This is a genomic window from Streptomyces sp. NPDC023573, assembly GCF_055559735.1.
The window spans coordinates 121,046-138,537 of record NZ_JBVHKB010000010.1; the positions used below are offsets into that span (position 1 = coordinate 121,046).

The following is a 17,492-nucleotide window of genomic DNA, read 5'->3' on the forward strand; positions in this document are numbered from 1 at the left end:
TTTTCCCTTGCTGTGAGGCTCCGAGAGGGAGGAATAAATGCGATGGATGGTAATCATCCACAGAATCGATTTCCCTGATCGCGGGTGCTGGGTTCAGATTAGTCCCACCGCAATCAGGAGGACATGTTCGTGAAATCTGCATCCGCGTCCGCGCTGTTCGCCGGACCGTTCGCTCTGGCCACGCTCTCGGCACCGGACGGACCGGCCTTCCCCGCGCTCGTCACGCCGGACGCCCAGGTGCTCGACCTGCGCGCCGCCTTCGGTGACGATTCCCTGTCGGTCCGCACTCTCCTGGAGTCGTGGGACACGGCTGCGGCGCGACTCACGGCGCTCGCCGATGACAGCGGCCCGCAGCGCAGGCCGCTGGCGGATTTCCGGGTGCACGCTCCGGTCGAACCGCGGCAGGTGTTCCAGTCGGGCGCCAACTACCGGCAGCACGTGATCGACCTCCACGTCGCACACCGGGCTCCGGGCGACGACCGCTCCGAGAAGGAGCGGCGTGCCGAAGCCGCGGAGATCATGGACCGCCGGGCAGCCGACGACCTTCCGTACGTCTTCATCGGCCTGCCGAGTGCGGTCACCGGCCCGTACGACGACGTCGTACTCCCTGCCTGGGCCGAGAAGCCGGACTGGGAGCTGGAGTTGGTGGCGGTCATCGGGCGGCCGGCACACCAGGTGTCCGTGGAGGAGGCCCTCGGGCACGTCGCCGGTTACACGATCGCGAACGACCTGACCGACCGTGCCACCGTCTTCCGCCGGGACATGCCCCAGATCGGCACCGACTGGCTGCGCAGCAAGAACGCGCCCGGCTTCACCCCGCTCGGCCCCTGGATCGTGCCGGCCGAGTCGATCGCGGACACCGACGACCTGCGCCTCGTGCTGAAGCTGAACGGCGAGACCATGCAGGACGAGTCCACCAAGGACATGATCTTCGACGTCGCGCGCATGGTGTCCTACGCCTCGCAGAGCGCCCGCCTGCTGCCCGGTGACCTGGTGCTGACCGGTTCCCCGGCCGGCAACGGCATGCACTGGGGGCGGCTGCTGCGCGACGGCGACGTCATGGACGGCTCCATCACCGGCCTCGGCGCTCAGCGCACCCGTTGTGTCGCGGAGGCGTCGTGAGCCTGGACCGCACCGACCCCGAGGGCTCGATCGCCGAGGCCGCCGAGGCGTGTTCCAACTGGGGACGTTGGGGTGCGGACGACGTACTGGGCACCCTCAACTTCCTGGACGAGGCGAAGCGGCGCGAGGCCGCCGCGCTCATCCGCCGGGGCGTCAGTTTCTCGCTCGCCCAGAGCTTCGACATGAACGGCCCCCAGAAGGGCTGGCGCCGCCGCACCAACCCGGTCCACACCATGCTCGACACCGGCACCGACGCGGCACTCGGCCTGCAGGGATTCCCGCACGGTCTCGGCGGGGCCGACGACGTCATCGCGATGCCGTTGCAGTGCTCGACGCAGTGGGACGGGCTCGGGCACATCTTCGACCACGGCAAGGCGTGGAACGGCCGGGACGCGGCGAAGACCGTCACCTCCGAAGGCGACCTGGTCACGGGCATCGAGCACATGGCTCCGCATGTCGCCGGACGCGGCGTGCTCCTGGACGTCGGCCGCGCGATCGGCGAGAACGGTGAGCTGCCCGACGCCTTCGCCGTCACCGAGGAACACCTGACGGCGACCGCCGAGGCCCAGGGCGTGAGCGTCGGCCGCGGCGACATCGTGCTGGTGCGTACGGGACAGCTCGCCCGCGCCCGACGCGACGGCTGGGGCGACTACGCGGGCGGACCCGCCCCCGGCCTCTCCTTCACCACCGCCGGCTGGCTGCACGGCACGGAGATCGCCGCGATCGCCACCGACACCTGGGGCTTCGAGGTACGGCCCAACGAGTTCGACGTCGCCTTCCAGCCGCTGCACCAGGTCGCCATCCCCCACATCGGCCTGCTCATCGGGGAGATGTGGGACCTGGAGACCCTGGCCCAGGACTGCGCGGCCGACGGCGCGTACGCGTTCTGGCTCACCGCCGCACCCCTTCCCATCACCGGTGCGGTCGGCTCCCCCATCAACCCGATCGCCGTCAAATAGCCCCACCAGGAACAAGGGAGTTCCACCATGAATGAAGCCCGCACGGTCCTGGTGATCGGCGGCGGCGCGGCCGGTAACGCCGTGACGCTCCTGCTGCGCCGCGCCGGAGTCGACGTACACCTGATCGAGGCCAAGGACGACTGGAACGCCACCGCCGGCTCCGGCATCACCCTCCAGGGCAACGCGCTGCGCGTGCTGCGCGAGCTGGGCGTGTGGGAGCAGGTCGAGGCGTCCGGCTTCGGCTTCGGGTCGGTCGGCATCACCGCCCCCGACGGGACCGTCCTGCACGCGCAGGACGACATCCGCAGCGGTGGCGACGACCTCCCCGCCACCGTCGGCATGCAGCGGCCCCAGCTCCAGCGCATCCTGATCGAGGCCGTACGCGCAAGCGGCGCCTCCGTCCGCCTGGGGGTCACCGTCGACGATCTGGACCAGGACGCCGACGGCGTCTCCGTCCGCTTCAGCGACGGCACGAGAAGCCGCTACGACCTGGTGATCGCCGCCGACGGCCTCGGCTCGACCACCCGGGCCGCCATCGGCATCACGGCGAAGCCCGAGCCGACCGGCATGGCCATCTGGCGCGTGGCGGCCCCACGCCCGGCCGGAGTGTCGCGCACGGACCTCGCCTACGGCGGCCCCGCCTTCATCGCCGGCTACTGCCCCACCAGCGACACCACGCTCTACGCGTACGTCGTCGAGGCCAACCGCGACCGCGCCACCATCCCGCCCGAGTCGTACGCCGACGAGATGCGCCGCCTGGCCTCCGCCTACGGCGGCAACTGGCCGGAGATCACCGAACACATCACCGACCCCGCGCAGGTCAACTACACCTGGTTCGACCGCATGCTGGTCGAGGGCTCGTGGCACCGCGGCCGGGTCGTCCTCGTCGGCGACGCCGCCCACTGCTGCCCGCCCACCCTCGCGCAGGGCGCCGCCCTGTCCCTGGAGGACGCCTGGGTGCTGACACAGATGCTGACCGGCTCGGACACCTGGGACGACGCCCTGTTCCAGGCGTACTACGAGCGGCGGATCACCCGCGTACGCCCCGTGGTGGAGGCCTCCGTACAGATCGGGCAGTGGCAGCTCGACGGGGTGCGTGACGCCGATGTCCCCGGCCTGATGGGCCGCACCATGACGATGCTCCGGGAGCTGCCGTGACCCACCGCCCCGCATCCGGCACCTCCGTGCACCCGACCGTGGACGTACACGCCCACGTCCTGCTCCCGGAGATCGAGGCGCTCGTCGCCGGCCGGCCGGGCCTCGCCGACGCCAGGGAACTGGACGCCCGGCGTAACGGCCCCGCCGCCCTCTCGGTCAGCGGCCCCATGGTGCGCGAGCGCATCCCGAGGCTCACCGACCCTGCCGTTCGTCTGGCCGCGATGGACGCCCAGGGCGTGGACGTCCAGCTGGTCAGTCCCTCCCCGTCGCACTACCACTACTGGGCCGACGAGGAGACGGCCGAGAAGGTGTACCGGGCCGCCAACGAGGGGACCGCCACGCACTGTTCGGCCGCCCCCGACCGGCTGCGCGGACTCGGACTCGTACCCCTCCAGCATCCGGGCCAGGCGGTACGCGCCCTCGATCACGCTCTGGAGCAAGGGCTGACCGGGGTGGAGATCTCCAGCCACGCCCCGGGGCGGGAGCTGTCCGATCCCGCGTACGAACCGTTCTGGTCCCGGGCCGGCGAGACGGGCGCGATCGTCTTCCTGCACCCCTTCGGGTGCACGCTCGACGAGCGCCTGGACCGGTGGTACCTGTCCAACACGGTCGGCCAGCCCACCGAGAACGCCGTCGCGCTCTCCCACCTCATCTTCTCGGGAGTGCTCGACAGGCACCCGGACCTGAAGCTGATCGCCGCACACGGCGGCGGCTATCTGCCCACCCACATCGGCCGCTCCGACCACGCCTGGTCCGCCCGCTCCGACGCCGGTGCCGGCTGCGCCCACCTGCCGAGCAGCTACCTCAAGCGGCTGTACTTCGACTCGCTCGTCCACGACCCGCGCGTCCTGCGGGAGCTGATCCGGGTGGCCGGGGCCGACCGCGTGCTCCTCGGCTCCGACTTCCCCTTCGACATGGGCACCGAGGACCCGGTCGGCGCCCTGCGCGCCGCGGGGCTGCCCCGGGCCGACTTCGACGCCGTACGCGGTGACAACGCCGCCGCCCTGCTCGGCCCCACTCTCACCTGAGGAGGAACCCACCATGAGCGCACGTCTGCTCACCCACCTGCGTCACGTCGACCTGGCAGTGCCGGACTACGACAAGCAGCTCGACTTCTACGCCGGCGTCTGGGGCCTCACCAAGGTCACCGAGGACTCCGGCATCTCCTTCCTGGCCGCCGAGGGTTCCCCCGAGCAGTACGTCGTACGGCTGCGCAAGGCCGAGGAGAAGCGGCTCGACCTCGTCTCCTACGGCGCCGCGAACCCGGCCGACGTGGACACCCTGGCCGAGCGGCTCCTGGCCGGGGGTGTGCGGCTGATCTCACAACCGGGCACGGTGGACACCCCGGGCGGCGGGTACGGCTTCCGCTTCTTCGACGTCGACGGCCGCACCATCGAGGTGTCCGCCGACGTCGAGGTCCGGCAGCACCGGAAGATCGAGGAGAAGGAGGCCATACCGGTCAAGCTCTCCCACGTCGTCCTCAACTCCCCCGACCTGAACCGCACCCGCGAGTGGTACGAGCGCCACCTCGGCTTCGCCCTCTCCGACACGCTCAGCTCCCCGCACATGGGCGAGGTCATGCACTTCATGCGGATCAGCAACCAGCACCACTCCATGGCCATCGCGCAGGGCCCGCACACCGCCCTGCACCACGTCTCCTTCGAGATGCGTGGCCTCGACGAGTACATGCGCGGCTCCGGCCGGGTCATGCGGGCCGGCTTCCGCAAGATCTGGGGCCCCGGGCGGCACATGGCGGGTGACAACACCTTCACGTACTTCCTCGACCCGCACGGCAACACCGTCGAATACACGACCGAGCTGGAGAACCTCGACGAGGACACCTGGCACCCCCACGTCTACGACTTCTCCAAGCCCGAGGTCACCGACCAGTGGGGCACCGCCAACGCCATGAACGAACTCGTCGCCAAGGAGTCCTTCAACGACCCCGACCGCGGCGTCTTCGTGGCCCCGCCCGTCTGACGCCCGACAACTCCGCTCCCGGCCGCCGCGGTCGTGTCCCCCGGGGCACGGCCCGCGGCGCGCTCCGCGCCCCGCCCTCCCTCCCGTCTGGAGCCGCACGATGCGCTTCGCCGCCTATCAGCACCAACACCGCCACCGGGTGGCCGTCGTGGAAGAGGACGGCACGCTCTTCCCGCTGCCCGGCGTCACCTCACTGACCGCGCTGCTCGCGGAGACCGGCGGGCTGCCCGGCCTGCTCGCCGCCGGCGCGGCGGCACTCGACGTACCGGCCGGACCTCATGTCTCCCAGGTCCGGCTGCTGGCTCCGCTGCAGCCCTCGTCGGTGCGTGACTTCGTCACCTTCGAGGAACACGTCGAAGGTGTGCGCCGTTCCGTCGACGGTGTCGCCGGCGTGCCCGAGCAGTGGTACGAGGCGCCGACCTTCTACTTCACCAACCCGCATGCGATCTACGGCCCCCAGGACGACGTTCCCGTGCCACCGGGGTCCGCCGTGCTCGACTTCGAACTCGAAGTCGCCGCCGTCATCGGCCGGGAGGGCCGCGACCTCAGCCCGGAACGCGCCCGTGACCACATCGTCGGCTACACCGTGTTCAACGACTGGTCCGCACGCGACCTCCAGTCGGCGGAGATGAAGGTCGGCCTCGGCCCCTGCAAGGGCAAGGACACAGCGACCACACTCGGCCCGTACCTCGTGACCGCCGACGAACTGGAGCCCTACCGGGACACCGAAGGTTTCCTGCGCCTCGCCCTGACCGCCGAGATCAACGGCGAGACCGTGGGCGAGGACCTGTTGTCCCACATGAGCTGGACCTTCGAGGAGATGACCGCCTACGCCTCACGTGGCACGCGCGTCGTGCCGGGGGACGTCCTGGGGTCGGGGACCTGCGGCAACGGCGGATGCCTGGCCGAGCTGTGGGGCCTGCGCGGCGAGCAGATCCCGCGGCCGCTGAAGCCCGGCGACACCGTCACCCTGACCGTGGAGGGCGTCGGCACGCTCACCAGCACGGTGATCCCCGGTGTCGCGCCCCTCCCCCTGCCGGCCGGCCGGCGCCGTGACCGGGAGCGGCCGTGAGACTGCTCGGCAAGGTGGTCGTGGTCACCGGTGCGGCCCACGGCCAGGGCGCCGCCGAGGCCGCCGCGCTCGCCCGTGAAGGTGCCCAGGTCATCGCGACGGACGTCGACCCGGTCGACGAATGCCGCAGTCTGGATGTCACCAGCGAGCAGGGCTGGGCCGACCTCGCCACCGAGCTCCGGGAGACATACGGGCAGGTCCACGGCCTGGTGAACAACGCGGGCATCACCTGGCGGGCCCGCGTCGGCGACGTACGCCCCGAGGACATGGCCCGCGTCCACGCGGTCAACGTGACCGGCCCCCTCCTCGGCATCCAGCACCTCATGCCCCTGATGCCCCCGGGCTCCTCCATCGTGAACGTCGGCTCCTCCGCCGCCCTCACCGCCCATTACCCGGTCGCCTACACCACCAGTAAGTGGGCGCTGCGGGGCCTGTCGAAGACTGCGGCGCTGGAGCTGGGCCCCCGCGGCATCCGGGTGAACACGATCCACCCCGGCTACGTCGAGACCGAGATGACCGCCTCCGCCGCCCCCGCCTTCCGCGAGACCAACATCCGCGAGACGCCGCTGGGCCGCACCGGAAGCGTCGACGAGGTGGCTCCGCTGGTGGTGTTCCTGATCTCCGACGAGTCGTCGTTCATCACCGGTGCGGAGATCCCCGTGGACGGTGGACTCACCGCGCACGGCGGCGTCAAGTCCGTCTCCGACGCGGTGCGCCCCGTGACCGGGTGAGACTGTTCGAAGGGAGCGCCGGGCTCGGCCGGTGCGCCTCCCTTGCGCGCTCGGGCGGGTGGCCGCGGCGCATGTGGTGGCCACCCGCCGGTCTTCGGTCAGACGCGCGGGGACAGTCGCACAGTCATGATCTGGAACGGGCGCAGAACGAGCGGAACGCTGTCCGCGGTCACGGAGAGGTCGGATCCGTCTGCCAGAGGCCGTTCGAGCAGGTCGGTCATCGCGGCGGCGGCCAGAGGGAATCCGGCTCGCAGGGTCGTCGTGGCGCGTCCGCCGAGCGACTCGTAGAGACGCACGATCACGTCTCCTGACCGGTCGTCCGCCAGCTTGACCGCCTCGATCACCACAGCGCTCCGGTCGACCTCGGCCAAAGGGGTGACAACGGCCGTGCCGGTGACGGTGCGTTCGGCGAGGTTGAAGTGATAGCCCTCGCGGACGGCGTCACCGATGTCCGCGCCGATCACCAGTCCGTACCGCAGGCGGTGTTCGCCCTGGTCGGTGTCGGGGTCGGGAAACAGAGGAGCGCGCAGCAGCGAGAGCCTGGCCGTGGTCGTCGTGCCGCCGTCGGGGCGGACGTCGTGGGTGACGTCATGGCCGTAGGTGGAGTCGTTGACGAGCGCCGCGCCCCAGCCCGGTTCCGCGAGGTGGAGGAAGCGGTGGGCGCATATCTCGAAACGGGCCGCGTCCCAGCTCGTGTTGGAGTGGGTGGGCCGATGGACATGGCCGAACGGGATCTCGCTGGTCGAGTGCCCCGCCCGGATGTCGAGGGGGAAGGCCGCTTTGAGTATCTTCTCCCGCTCCCGCCACTCGACGACCGTGTCGACGTCGAGCCGGCGGGCGCCTTCCCGGAGGCTCAGCAGCTGACGGATGCGCGATCGGTTCACGGTACGCACGACCTCGATCGCGTCGCCTCGGGCCGTGACCTCGTCGGCGTCGGTGAGGTCCTGCACGGTGTTGCGGTAGAACGAGTCGAGGTCCCAGGCGTCCCACTGGTTGGGGAAGTCCTGGTGCAGTTGGAGCAGGTTGCCCACCGCGCCGGGGGCGAGTGCCTCCCGCCCGGCGGTCACGTCGTACGCGGACGTGATGAGGCCACGGAGGTCGACCGTGATCCGTACAAGCCCGTTGTCCAGGACGAGGCTGCCATGGCGCCCCTGTCGCACGGGCACCGCCCGAGGTGGAGCGGTGCGCGGACCGGCCCCGAGCGCCGGCACGCCGTCGCGGTCGTGCGGTGCCGCGTTGAAGACGATCATGCCGCCGTCGGCGTCGGCCGGCCCTGCCAGGGCGTGCTGGGCGGCGTCGATGATGGTGTTCAGTTCGCGGGCGACCTCCTGGTGTGCCCTTTCCGTTTCCCGGTGGACCCAGGCGATGGAGGAGCCTGGCAGGATGTCGTGGAACTGATGCAGCAGAACGGTCTTCCATATGCGGTCGAGCGCGGCGTACGGATATGACTCGCCTGTCCTCAGCGTGGCCGTGGCCGCCCACAGTTCCGCCTCCCGCAACAGGTGTTCGCTGCGGCGGTTGCCCTGCTTGGTGGCGAGCTGGCTGGTGAGCGTGCCCCGGTGGAGTTCCAGGTAGAGCTCGCCGACCCAGACCGGCGCGTCGGGATACTCCTCGTGGGCCTTGGTGAAGAACTCGGCCGGTCCCTCGATCTCGACCTTCGCCGAGCCCTCCAGATCCGCGAGCCGGTCGGCACGTGCCAGCATCTCGCGCGTGGGGCCGCCCCCGCCGTCGCCGTATCCGAACGGCACCAGGGAGCGGTTGGCGGCCCCCTTGTCCCGGAAGTTACGTTCGGTGTGGCCGATGTCGGCGCCGGAGAGGTCACCGTTGTAGGAATCGACGGGCGGGAAATGGCTGAAGACGCGGGAGCCGTCGATGCCCTCCCACCAGAAGGTGTGGTGCGGGAACGCGTTCGTGGTGTTCCAGGAGATCTTCTGCGTCAGGAACCAGTCGATCCCGGCGAGCTTCATGAGCTGCGGCAACGCCGCGTTGTAGCCGAAGGTGTCCGGCAGCCACATGTCGCGCGTCTCGACGCCGAACTCGTCCAGGTAGAACCGCTTGCCGTGGACGAACTGGCGGACCAGGGACTCGCCGCCGGAGAGGTTGGTGTCGGGTTCCACCCAGAGGCTTCCGGTGGGCAGGAACTGTCCGGTCGCCGCCTTCTCCAGTACCCGGGCGTACACCTCCGGCCTCTGTTCCTTCAGCCACGCCAGCTGCTGGGCCTGCGACATGACGAACCGGAAGCCCGGGTGGTCGTCCATCAGGGCGGTCACATTCGAGACGGTGCGGGCCGCCTTGCGGACGGTTTCACGTACCGGCCACAGCCAGGCGGTGTCGATGTGGGCGTGCCCGACGGCCGATATGCGGTGGGCGCCCGTGTGCGCGGGTGCGGCGAGCGCCGGGGCCAGCAGCTTCCTGGCCGGCCCGGCGGTCCCGCCGATGTCCTGCAGGTCGACGGCGTCGAGGGCGCTGCTCACGGTGTGCCGGATCTGGCTGCGGCGCGTGGAGTCCTCAGGCAGCTGGTGCATGAGCCCGGACAGGACGTCGAGGTCCTGGACGAGCTCCCAGACCGTCTCGTCGAAGACGGCGAAGTCCATCCGGGTCAGCCGGTACAGCGGCTCGCCCGAAGGCTCCGTCCGCCCGTCACCGCTCAGCCAGGGGGCCATGCCGCCCGCACGCGTGGGGACGAAGGGATCGCCCGCGGCGTCGAAGTCGAAGATCAGCGGATTGGCGGCGGCCTCGATGTGGAACTCGAATCGCTCGCCCCCCTGAGCCCGTTCGGCGATCAGGAGCCAGGTGTTGCGGGGGTTGAGGGCCTTCACGGGGGTGCCGTCGGCCCGGTACACGAGACCTTCGGCGGAGAAGCCGGGCTGAGTGGCACCGAAGCCGAGGTCGAGCACCGCTTCGATCCGTTCCCCCGCCCAGCCGGTGGGTACCGTTCCGCGGATCCTGAACCAGCTGGTGGACCAGGCGGGGCCCCAGTGTTCGCCGGTGGCGGTCGGCTCATAGGGTCCGGCGATTCCCTCGTGCACGGGGACCGGCTCACCGGAGACGTGGTGGACGCTCACTTCGAGGGGAAGGGAGCGGGTGTGGACTGCGGGCCTGAGACGCTGGTCGAGTACCCGGGCGAGCCGGCGTTCGGTCAGCGTACGGTCGTCGTGCATGGGGACTCCATCGGAAGTTCCGCGCGTGTGGCGGCGGGTCCGTCCACCGGCCCGTCGGGGTCGCGCTCTCCCGGAATCGGGCGGACGGTGCCGGGCCCTTACGGTCGGTCGGTCCCGTACCGGATGACCTCGGTGGGGACCACCGAGCGTCGTGCGGGCAGCGGGGTGCCGGGGACGGCGTTGATGCGGTCGATGAGCATCTGGCCGGCCCTGCGGCCGATCTCGTCGGCGTCGTAGGACGCGATCGTCAGCGGGAGCCCGAGGACGTCCGCGAGGTCGAAGTCGTCGAAACCGGCCAGGGCCACCGGGACATCGAGTGTGCGGACGGCCCGGATGGCGCCCTGGGTCAGACGGTTGTTGGTGCAGAAGAGGGCGGTAGGAGGGTCGGGCTCCCGCAGCACGGCGACAGCGGCGCGCTCGGCCGTGGGCACGTCTGCCGGTCCGCGGCGGATGTGGCGTTCGTCCGGCTGGAGGCCGGCCGCCTCATGGGCGGCCCAGTAGCCGCGGAAACGTTCGGCGCCTGTGTAGAGGGCGGGCGGGTTCCCCAGGAACCCGATCCGCCGGTGGCCGTCCTCGATCAGGCGCCCGGTGGCGGCTTCCGCTCCCCCGAAGTCGTCCACCAGCACGCAGTCGGCGTCCATTCCCGCCGGCGGCCGGGAGGCGAGGACGATCGGCATGCCCCGCAGCGCGGCCGGAGCCAGATGGCGGTGGCTGCCGCCCGCCGGGACCACGATCATCCCGTCCACCTGGCGTGAGGTCAGGTCCTCGACCAGCCCTCGCTCCCGGTCGACGTGTTCCGCGGTGTTGCCGAGCAGGACCCGGAGGCCGTGTTCGTAGGCCACCTCCTGGACGCCGAGCGCCAGCCGCGAGTAGAAGGGGTTGGCCAGGTTGGTGACGATCAGGCCGATCATGCCGCTGCCGCCGACCCGCAGACGACGGGCGGTCTCGTTGCGGCGGTAACCGAGCGCCTCCACGGCCTTCAGCACCCGGTCCCTGGTGGCTTCGGCGACGCGGGTATCGCCCTTGAGCACCCGGGAGACGGTCATCGCGCTGACCTCGGCACGGGCGGCGACGTCACGCATCGTCGGCATGGCGACGTCACTCGGTCGGTGCTGCGCCACGGCCGGTCCTTCCTTCGTGCCGTCAGGGGGTCTGTGCCGTCGGTGGGCTGCCGGAGCCGCAGGCGCCGTCATTGTAGAGAGTGCCCGGCCTCCGGCGCCGCCCGGCCCGGCGGGCGGCCTTTCGTCCGAGGGCTCACGGCCCAGTGCGCTGCGCCGATCAGGGGTGCGTCGTCGGGCCGCCGGGCGGTTCGCAGGTCCATCGCGGCGATGACGGCATCCGCTCCCCGCCCGGCGGTCTCGGCCGCCGTGGAGAGGCCGGAGCGCAGCGCCGGGCCGATGAGGTCCCAGGACGCGGCCATGGAACCACCGACGACCATCACGTCCGGCCGGAAGGCTGCGCACCAGGGTGCCAGGGCACGCCCCAGAGTGGTGAAGCAGCCGCTGATCGCCGCTGCGGCGTGCGGGTCCGCGCTACGGGCCAGAGCGGCGATCGCGCTGACGTCCGGGATCTCGCCCCGCCCGTCAAGACCTGCGGCCCGGGCGAACCGTGCACGGATCGCCCGCCGCGAGACCACCTCCTCCAGCGGCAGTCCGTCGACAGTGATGCGGTGGGCCCGGCCTCCGGGTGGCACCGTGGGGCCGTCGGTGACGGGCCGCCCGCCCCGCAGGAAGGATGATCCGACGCCCGTGCCGAGCGTCACACACACGGACCGCTTCCGCTGTGCCGCGGCCCCGTGGTGGTGCTCCCCGATGGCGAAGGCGTCCGCGTCGTTGAGGAAGCGGACGGTACGCGGGCGCGGCAGCCGGCCGGCCAGCTCCGTCCCCACATCGATGCCGTGGAGCGACTCGAACTTGCCGATCCCCCGGAACCTGCCGATGCCTGCCGCGTAGTCGAACGGTCCCGGTACGGCGACGCCCCAGGGCGCTCCTGCGGGCGCCGCGGTGCGCCGGGCCGCGTCGGCGAAGGAGTCGAGGATCTCCTCGGCACCGGCATCGGCGGCGACCGGCCTGCGGATCATCGAGTCGGTGACCGGCAGCCCGGTCGTCATGTCCACCAGTGCGGCGGTGACGTGCGTGCCGCCGATCTCCAGCACGGGCACCCGGGTCATGCGGGTGTCACCAGCGACTTGACGACGTGCGCGGGCCGTTGGCCGACGGGGTGGAGGCGGTAGCCGCCCACGGCGGCCGGCACGGTGAGAGTCTCGGCGAACGCCAGGTCGTGGCACAGGCCGTCGGCGGTCTCCACCACCACACCGTCACCGGCGGCGACGTTGAGAATGTGGAAACGGCCCGCGGTGTCGTCGTCGGCCGGCCCCGTCCCGTCGAGTACGAAGCGGTGGACCGCGTAGAACATCTCCGGCAGGGCGCCGATGACCTCCTCGCGCCAGCCCACGCCCTCGCGCAGGGTGCGCGGCTGCTGCACGAGGTCCTTGACGACCTCGCTGCCGCGCCGCCCGGAGTCGAGGTTGGCGAACGCGTGACGGTGGGACAGCGGCCTGGGCACCCCGGAGGTGGAGCGGCGGAGCCAGTCGTAGAAGCGCAGTGAGTAGAGGTAGGGCGTGGCGCTGATCTCCAGCACGAGGTTGCCCGCGCCGGACGCGTGAGGGGTGCCCGCCGGGATCATGAACAGCTGACCCGGGTCGGCGGGGAACGTCTGGACGTGGTCCTCGACGCGCAGCGGTGTGCCGTGCGCCGCCGACGCCTCCACCTCCTTGCGCAGGATGTCCACGTCCGTACCCTGCCGCAGCCCGAGGAGGACCTGGGACCCGGGGTCGCTCGCCGTGACGTAGTAGGTCTCGTGCTGGGTGTAGGGCCAGCCGAAGGTCTCCCGCATGTACTGCTCCTGCGGGTGACAGTGCAGGGAGAGACTGCCGCCCCCGACGGTGTCGAGGTAGTCGAAGCGGATGGGGAAGGAGGTGCCGTAGTGCCGGTGCACGTCCGCGCCGAGGAACTCTTCGGGGTGCAGGACGCACAGGAGTTGGAAGGGCAGCTCCACCAGCGCCCCGGCGTCCTGGCCGACGAGGACGCCCGCTTCGGGGGCGATGAGCTCGTAGCCGAGGGCGGTGTTGCCGTCACCGGTCCGGAAGCCGAGTTCCTCAGCGGCCCACCGGCCGCCCCACGGAGTGGAGTTGAAGTAAGGGCGGGTACGCACGGGCTGCTGGGCGAGGCCTGCGAGCGTGGCACGGACCGCGGGGCCGTCCAGGGAGGCGGGGGCCTGCGGATCCTGCACGTCGATCCACCGGTCGATCCCCGGCGCGAGGGCGTCCCGGTGGCGGTCGGTGACCGGCCAGTCCGTGTAGAAGAGGCTGCGCAGTTCGCCCGGTACGTCCGGGCGCCCGAGGTTGACGCCCACGGGCAGCGTTCCCGAGGCGACAGCGCTCTCGGCGTACCGCTTCGGCAGGTCCGCCCACCAGGTCAGGTCGGGTGACCAGAGGGCGGCGCCGGGGCCGTAGACCAGCAGGACGCCGCTCCCGGGGCGCTCGACGGACGGCGATCCCTCGAAGAGGTCGGCCATCTCGAACCCGGCGAGCGGCAGGAAGAACGGGTCGGCCCCGGCATCCGGCACGCACAAGCGCTCGACGGCCGCCGGCGACCAGCGCTCGCGCACGTCGAGGACGGCGACCTCGACGGACCGGTCCCGCAGGGCGGCGGCGATTCCCTGGGCGGCCCCGTTCCAGTCCAGAGCCGCAGGGCCGTCCAGGGCGAGCACGGTCGGCCGCGAGGGCAGGGTGGCGACCGCGCCGTCCCACCCGGTGACCACGGAGCCGGCGGCCGGATAGCGGGGGTTGCGTTCGTAAGGGCGGGGCTCTGAGTGCACTGGTACTCCTGAAGGGATGAGCGGGCGACCGAGCCGATGGTATCGATAACACTCGTGGCCGACAAGACGTCGATCGCAAGGCGACCTGTACTCACAGCTAGATGAGGGTCGCAGGCGAATATTTACGACGGAGTCTTGTTTCAGCCCCATGGTGTCGTTAACATCCTGGCAATCCGGACCGCCGATGCCGTGCGGTACGGCGAGATCTCTCAGAGGGCCGTATCCCTCACCCATCACACCCCAGAGCCAGGGATCCCTGCGGGGACCCAGAGGGAAGGGAACCAATGAGATCAATCGGCGGGGCGACACAGCGGTCGTCCCACCTGCTCGGCCGCCGCAGTGTCCTGTCGGGCCTGGGAGTGGGCGGAGCGGCCCTTCTGGCCGGCTGCGCCCGGGGTGACAGCACCGCGGTGAAACCCGGCACCACCTCGCTCGCCAACGACAACGCCACCTGGGACCAGGGCTATGTCGCGGCCGGGCAGGAGCTGGAGAAGATCACCGGCTACGCGCTGCGTCCGCTGTCCAACCCGAACCCCACGTCGTACAGGCAGGTCACCCAGATCTCGCTGCAGACGACCAAGGCCACGGACATGATCAAGTGGGCCTCGGGCTATTTCCTGAAGTCACTGGCCCGCACCGGGGAGCTCAGCGATCTCTCCTCCCTGTGGACCGACTACGAACGCAAGGGCTGGGTCACCTCTCAAGCCCGTGAAGCGATGTCCTATCGCGGCTCCGTGTACGGAATTCCGCTCTACGAGTCGTACTACGTGCTCTTCTACAACACGGCCCTCTTCCGCAAGCACGGCCTGCGCGCTCCCGGCACCTGGGAGGAGCTCCTTCACAACGCCGAGGTGCTGAAGAAGGCGGGTGTCGTCCCGTTCGTCGCCACGCAGAGCGGTAACTGGCCGGCGTACGAGTGGTTCCAGGAGCTCGTCAGCAAGGTGGACCCCGGCTTCTACGCGGAGCTGATCAGCGGGAAGGCGCGTTACACGGATCCGCAGGCGAGGAAAGCTCTGCAGATCTGGCAGGACTTCATGCGCAAGGGCTGGATGACGCCGGCGGACTTCGACCAGAACAACGGTCCTGCCGCGTTGAAGGCGGGCCGGGTCGGCATGTTCCTGCACGGTTCCTGGCAGTCACAGGGGATCGCGGCGACCGGTATGAAGCCGGGGGTCGACTTCGACGCCTTCGTCATGCCGCCCGTCGAGTCCTCCACCCGCCGCTCGGTCATCACCGAGTCCGGGGTGCTCGCGGTCCCGCGCAAGGCGGTCTCCCACGAGGCGGCGATGGCCAACGCGGCGAACTGGCTCGACCCGGGGGTCCAGAAGGTGTGGACCGATTTCCTCCAGGACGCTTCGGCCAATCCGCGCTCCCTGCCCGGCAACCCCGTGATGGCCCGCCTCAAGGACCGGGCGCTGCGGGAGCGCTGGACGCTGCTGCCCCGCTACGGCGAGTCCGGCCCGCCCAATCTCATCCAGGGGAACACCGACGACTTGGGGAGCTTCATGACCGGGGCCTCTTCCCCCGAGAACACGCTGCGCAGCATGGCGGGACGGGCGGCCGACGAATGGGCGGCATGGGAGAGGGACGAAGCATGAGTTCTTCCCTCGATCAACGCCGACCGCCGCCTTCAGGACCGCGCACCTCGCCAGGACGGAGCCCCGCGGACTCCGGACCCACCCGCCGGGCCGCCCCACGGATGAGGGACAGGCTCGCCGGTGCCGGATTCCTGGCGCCGGCCGTCCTCATGGTGAGCGCTCTGCTGCTGCTCCCGTTCGCCGTGACCGTCCACCGGAGCTTCTTCGACGACCGGCGCGTCTCGAGCTTCGCCGGTCTCGACAACTACGCACTCTTCCTCAACGATCCGGTGCTGACCCGCTCGATCCAGAACACCCTGATGTGGGTGGTCGGCACGGTCGCCCTGCCGCTCGTGCTGGGCCTGGCCATAGCCGTGATGACGCACGGCGCCGGGTGGTCCCGCGCGGCACGGCTGGTCGTCGTCCTTCCCTACGCCCTGTCCGGCTCGGCCGTCGCGGTGGTGTGGAACTTCGTCCTCAACACCGACGGCGCTGCCAACCAGGTACTCAGGGCCTTCGGCATGGACTCGTTCGCCCAGGGCTGGCTGCTGGAATGGCCGGGCAACACGCTGGTGATGATCATCGCCAACACGTGGCAGTCGGCGGGCGTCGCGGTGATTCTCTTCCTGGTCGGCCTCCAGACCATCCCCCCCGAGACTCTTGAGGCCGCTTCCCTGGACGGTGCGGCGGGCTGGCGGAAGTTCTGGTTCGTCGTGCTGCCCCAGCTGCGCACCGTCTCGGTGATCGTCGTCGGCACGAGCCTGGTCAACGGGCTCAAGTCCTTCGACCTGATCTGGGTCCTCACCCAGGGCGGGCCCGGGCGGCAGTCCGAGACACTCGCGGTCTCGATGTACCAGGAGACCTTCCTCGCCCTGCACCCCGGCGCGGGCGCGGCGGTCGCGGTCGTCCTCACCACGATAGTGCTGCTCACCTCGTGGCTGTATCTGCGGCGTCAGCTGACCCCGAAAGGCAACTGATCATGCACACCACCCTCCGCACGCCCCGGCGTCCCCCGCGCACGCGGCTCACGACCGGCCGGATACTGCGCAACACCACACTGGTGCTCATATCCTTGGCCTGGGCGCTGCCCACCTGGCTGCTGCTGGTCAACGCCCTGGTGCCGGCGGCCGACTACGGGGGTACGCCTCACTGGTGGCCACATGGCTTCGGTCTCTTCGACAACATGTCACAGGCATGGACGAAGGCCGATCTCGGCCCCTCCATGGGCAACAGCCTGCTCTACGCGGTCACCAGCGCGGCAGCCGCCATCGTGGTGGCCACCACCGCCGCGTTCGCGACCGTCATCATGCCGGTCAGGCACAAGACTCTCTGGTTCTGGCTGATCTACTCCGGAACCCTGCTGCCGCTCCAGGTATTCCTGCGCCCGCTGTTCCTCGCCTATGCCGACACCGGGCTCTACGACGCCCAGTTCGGGCTGTTCCTGGTGTATGTGGCCATCGCCATCCCGTTCGCCTACTTCATCATGCGCAACTTCGCGCTGACGCTGGCCCCGGAGATCATCGAGGCCGCCCGGATGGACGGGGCCTCGTGGTGGCGGGTCTTCTGGCAGATCCACGTGCCGTTGTCGAGGTCCGCCATGGTGGCCGCCTTCGTCTTCCAGTTCGTCGCCGTCTGGAATGACCTGCTGTTCGGCATCACGCTGTCCACCAGCAAGAACATCCGTCCGGTCATGGCCGCGCTGGCCGAACTGCAGGGCAACTATTCCAACGTGGGGCCACCGGTGGTCCTCGGCGGCGCGCTCCTCGTCTCCCTGCCGACCGTCGTCCTGTTCTTCTCCGCCCAGCGCTTCTTCGTCAGCAGTCTCAAGTTCCACGGCTGAGCCGTCCCCGGCC

At 70.5% G+C, this 17,492-nt stretch carries 14 protein-coding genes; 10 read left to right on the forward strand and 4 right to left on the reverse strand.

Annotated features, from left to right (window positions below; all coding sequences use genetic code 11):
- The first annotated feature begins 123 nt into the window (after nt 1-123).
- From ACZ32T_RS28660 to ACZ32T_RS28690, 7 genes are all read left to right on the forward strand, one after another.
- On the forward strand, nt 124-1,122 hold the full coding sequence (locus ACZ32T_RS28660; protein ID WP_467265173.1) for a fumarylacetoacetate hydrolase family protein: 999 nt from the start codon (nt 124-126) through the stop codon (nt 1,120-1,122).
- Nucleotides 1,119-2,081 carry a cyclase family protein gene (locus tag ACZ32T_RS28665; protein WP_467369807.1) on the forward strand — a complete coding sequence of 321 codons (963 nt, stop codon included), beginning with the start codon at nt 1,119-1,121 and terminating at the stop codon, nt 2,079-2,081. The genes ACZ32T_RS28660 and ACZ32T_RS28665 overlap by 4 nt, the downstream gene beginning before the upstream one ends.
- A 27-nt stretch (nt 2,082-2,108) precedes the next feature.
- The gene (locus tag ACZ32T_RS28670; RefSeq protein WP_467265168.1) at nt 2,109-3,239 is read left to right on the forward strand and encodes an FAD-dependent oxidoreductase; all 1,131 of its coding nucleotides are present in this window, start codon (nt 2,109-2,111) and stop codon (nt 3,237-3,239) included.
- A complete protein-coding gene (locus ACZ32T_RS28675; RefSeq protein ID WP_467369809.1) occupies nt 3,236-4,267 on the forward strand; it encodes an amidohydrolase family protein in 1,032 nt (343 codons plus the stop codon). Before ACZ32T_RS28670 ends, ACZ32T_RS28675 begins: the two co-directional genes overlap by 4 nt.
- Before the next feature lie 13 nt (nt 4,268-4,280).
- Nucleotides 4,281-5,219: a VOC family protein gene (locus ACZ32T_RS28680; protein ID WP_467265164.1), complete on the forward strand. Its 939-nt coding sequence runs from the start codon at nt 4,281-4,283 to the stop codon at nt 5,217-5,219.
- A gap of 100 nt (nt 5,220-5,319) precedes the next feature.
- Nucleotides 5,320-6,291, forward strand: a complete 972-nt coding sequence (locus tag ACZ32T_RS28685) for a fumarylacetoacetate hydrolase family protein (RefSeq protein ID WP_467369811.1) — start codon at nt 5,320-5,322, stop codon at nt 6,289-6,291.
- Nucleotides 6,288-7,022 (forward strand): SDR family NAD(P)-dependent oxidoreductase, encoded by a 735-nt coding sequence (locus tag ACZ32T_RS28690; RefSeq protein WP_467369813.1) that lies wholly within the window; start codon nt 6,288-6,290, stop codon nt 7,020-7,022. Before ACZ32T_RS28685 ends, ACZ32T_RS28690 begins: the two co-directional genes overlap by 4 nt.
- 98 nt (nt 7,023-7,120) lie before the next feature.
- On the opposite strand, the gene ACZ32T_RS28695 is transcribed toward ACZ32T_RS28690, so the two are convergent.
- The 4 genes from ACZ32T_RS28695 to ACZ32T_RS28710 all read right to left on the reverse strand — a co-directional run bounded on the left by ACZ32T_RS28695 (nt 7,121) and on the right by ACZ32T_RS28710 (nt 14,062).
- Nucleotides 7,121-10,183 (reverse strand): alpha-mannosidase, encoded by a 3,063-nt coding sequence (locus ACZ32T_RS28695; RefSeq protein WP_467369815.1) that lies wholly within the window; start codon nt 10,181-10,183, stop codon nt 7,121-7,123.
- A 98-nt stretch (nt 10,184-10,281) separates the two neighbouring features.
- The gene (locus ACZ32T_RS28700; protein WP_467265682.1) at nt 10,282-11,265 is read right to left on the reverse strand and encodes a LacI family DNA-binding transcriptional regulator; all 984 of its coding nucleotides are present in this window, start codon (nt 11,263-11,265) and stop codon (nt 10,282-10,284) included.
- A 107-nt stretch (nt 11,266-11,372) separates the two neighbouring features.
- Nucleotides 11,373-12,353: an ROK family protein gene (locus tag ACZ32T_RS28705; protein WP_467369817.1), complete on the reverse strand. Its 981-nt coding sequence runs from the start codon at nt 12,351-12,353 to the stop codon at nt 11,373-11,375.
- Complete coding sequence (locus ACZ32T_RS28710) at nt 12,350-14,062, reverse strand: class I mannose-6-phosphate isomerase (protein ID WP_467369819.1); 1,713 nt, start codon at nt 14,060-14,062, stop codon at nt 12,350-12,352. The genes ACZ32T_RS28705 and ACZ32T_RS28710 overlap by 4 nt, the downstream gene beginning before the upstream one ends.
- A 284-nt stretch (nt 14,063-14,346) precedes the next feature.
- On the opposite strand from ACZ32T_RS28710, the gene ACZ32T_RS28715 reads away from it, so the two are divergent.
- The 3 genes from ACZ32T_RS28715 to ACZ32T_RS28725 all read left to right on the forward strand — a co-directional run bounded on the left by ACZ32T_RS28715 (nt 14,347) and on the right by ACZ32T_RS28725 (nt 17,479).
- Nucleotides 14,347-15,660, forward strand: coding sequence for an ABC transporter substrate-binding protein (locus tag ACZ32T_RS28715; protein ID WP_467265151.1), 1,314 nt, complete (start codon nt 14,347-14,349; stop codon nt 15,658-15,660).
- A 101-nt stretch (nt 15,661-15,761) separates the two neighbouring features.
- Nucleotides 15,762-16,616, forward strand: a complete 855-nt coding sequence (locus ACZ32T_RS28720; RefSeq protein ID WP_467265149.1) for a carbohydrate ABC transporter permease — start codon at nt 15,762-15,764, stop codon at nt 16,614-16,616.
- 2 nt (nt 16,617-16,618) lie between these two features.
- Entirely contained in the window at nt 16,619-17,479 is an 861-nt protein-coding gene (locus ACZ32T_RS28725) for a carbohydrate ABC transporter permease (RefSeq protein WP_467265147.1), read from the forward strand.
- Nucleotides 17,480-17,492: the final 13 nt, after the last annotated feature.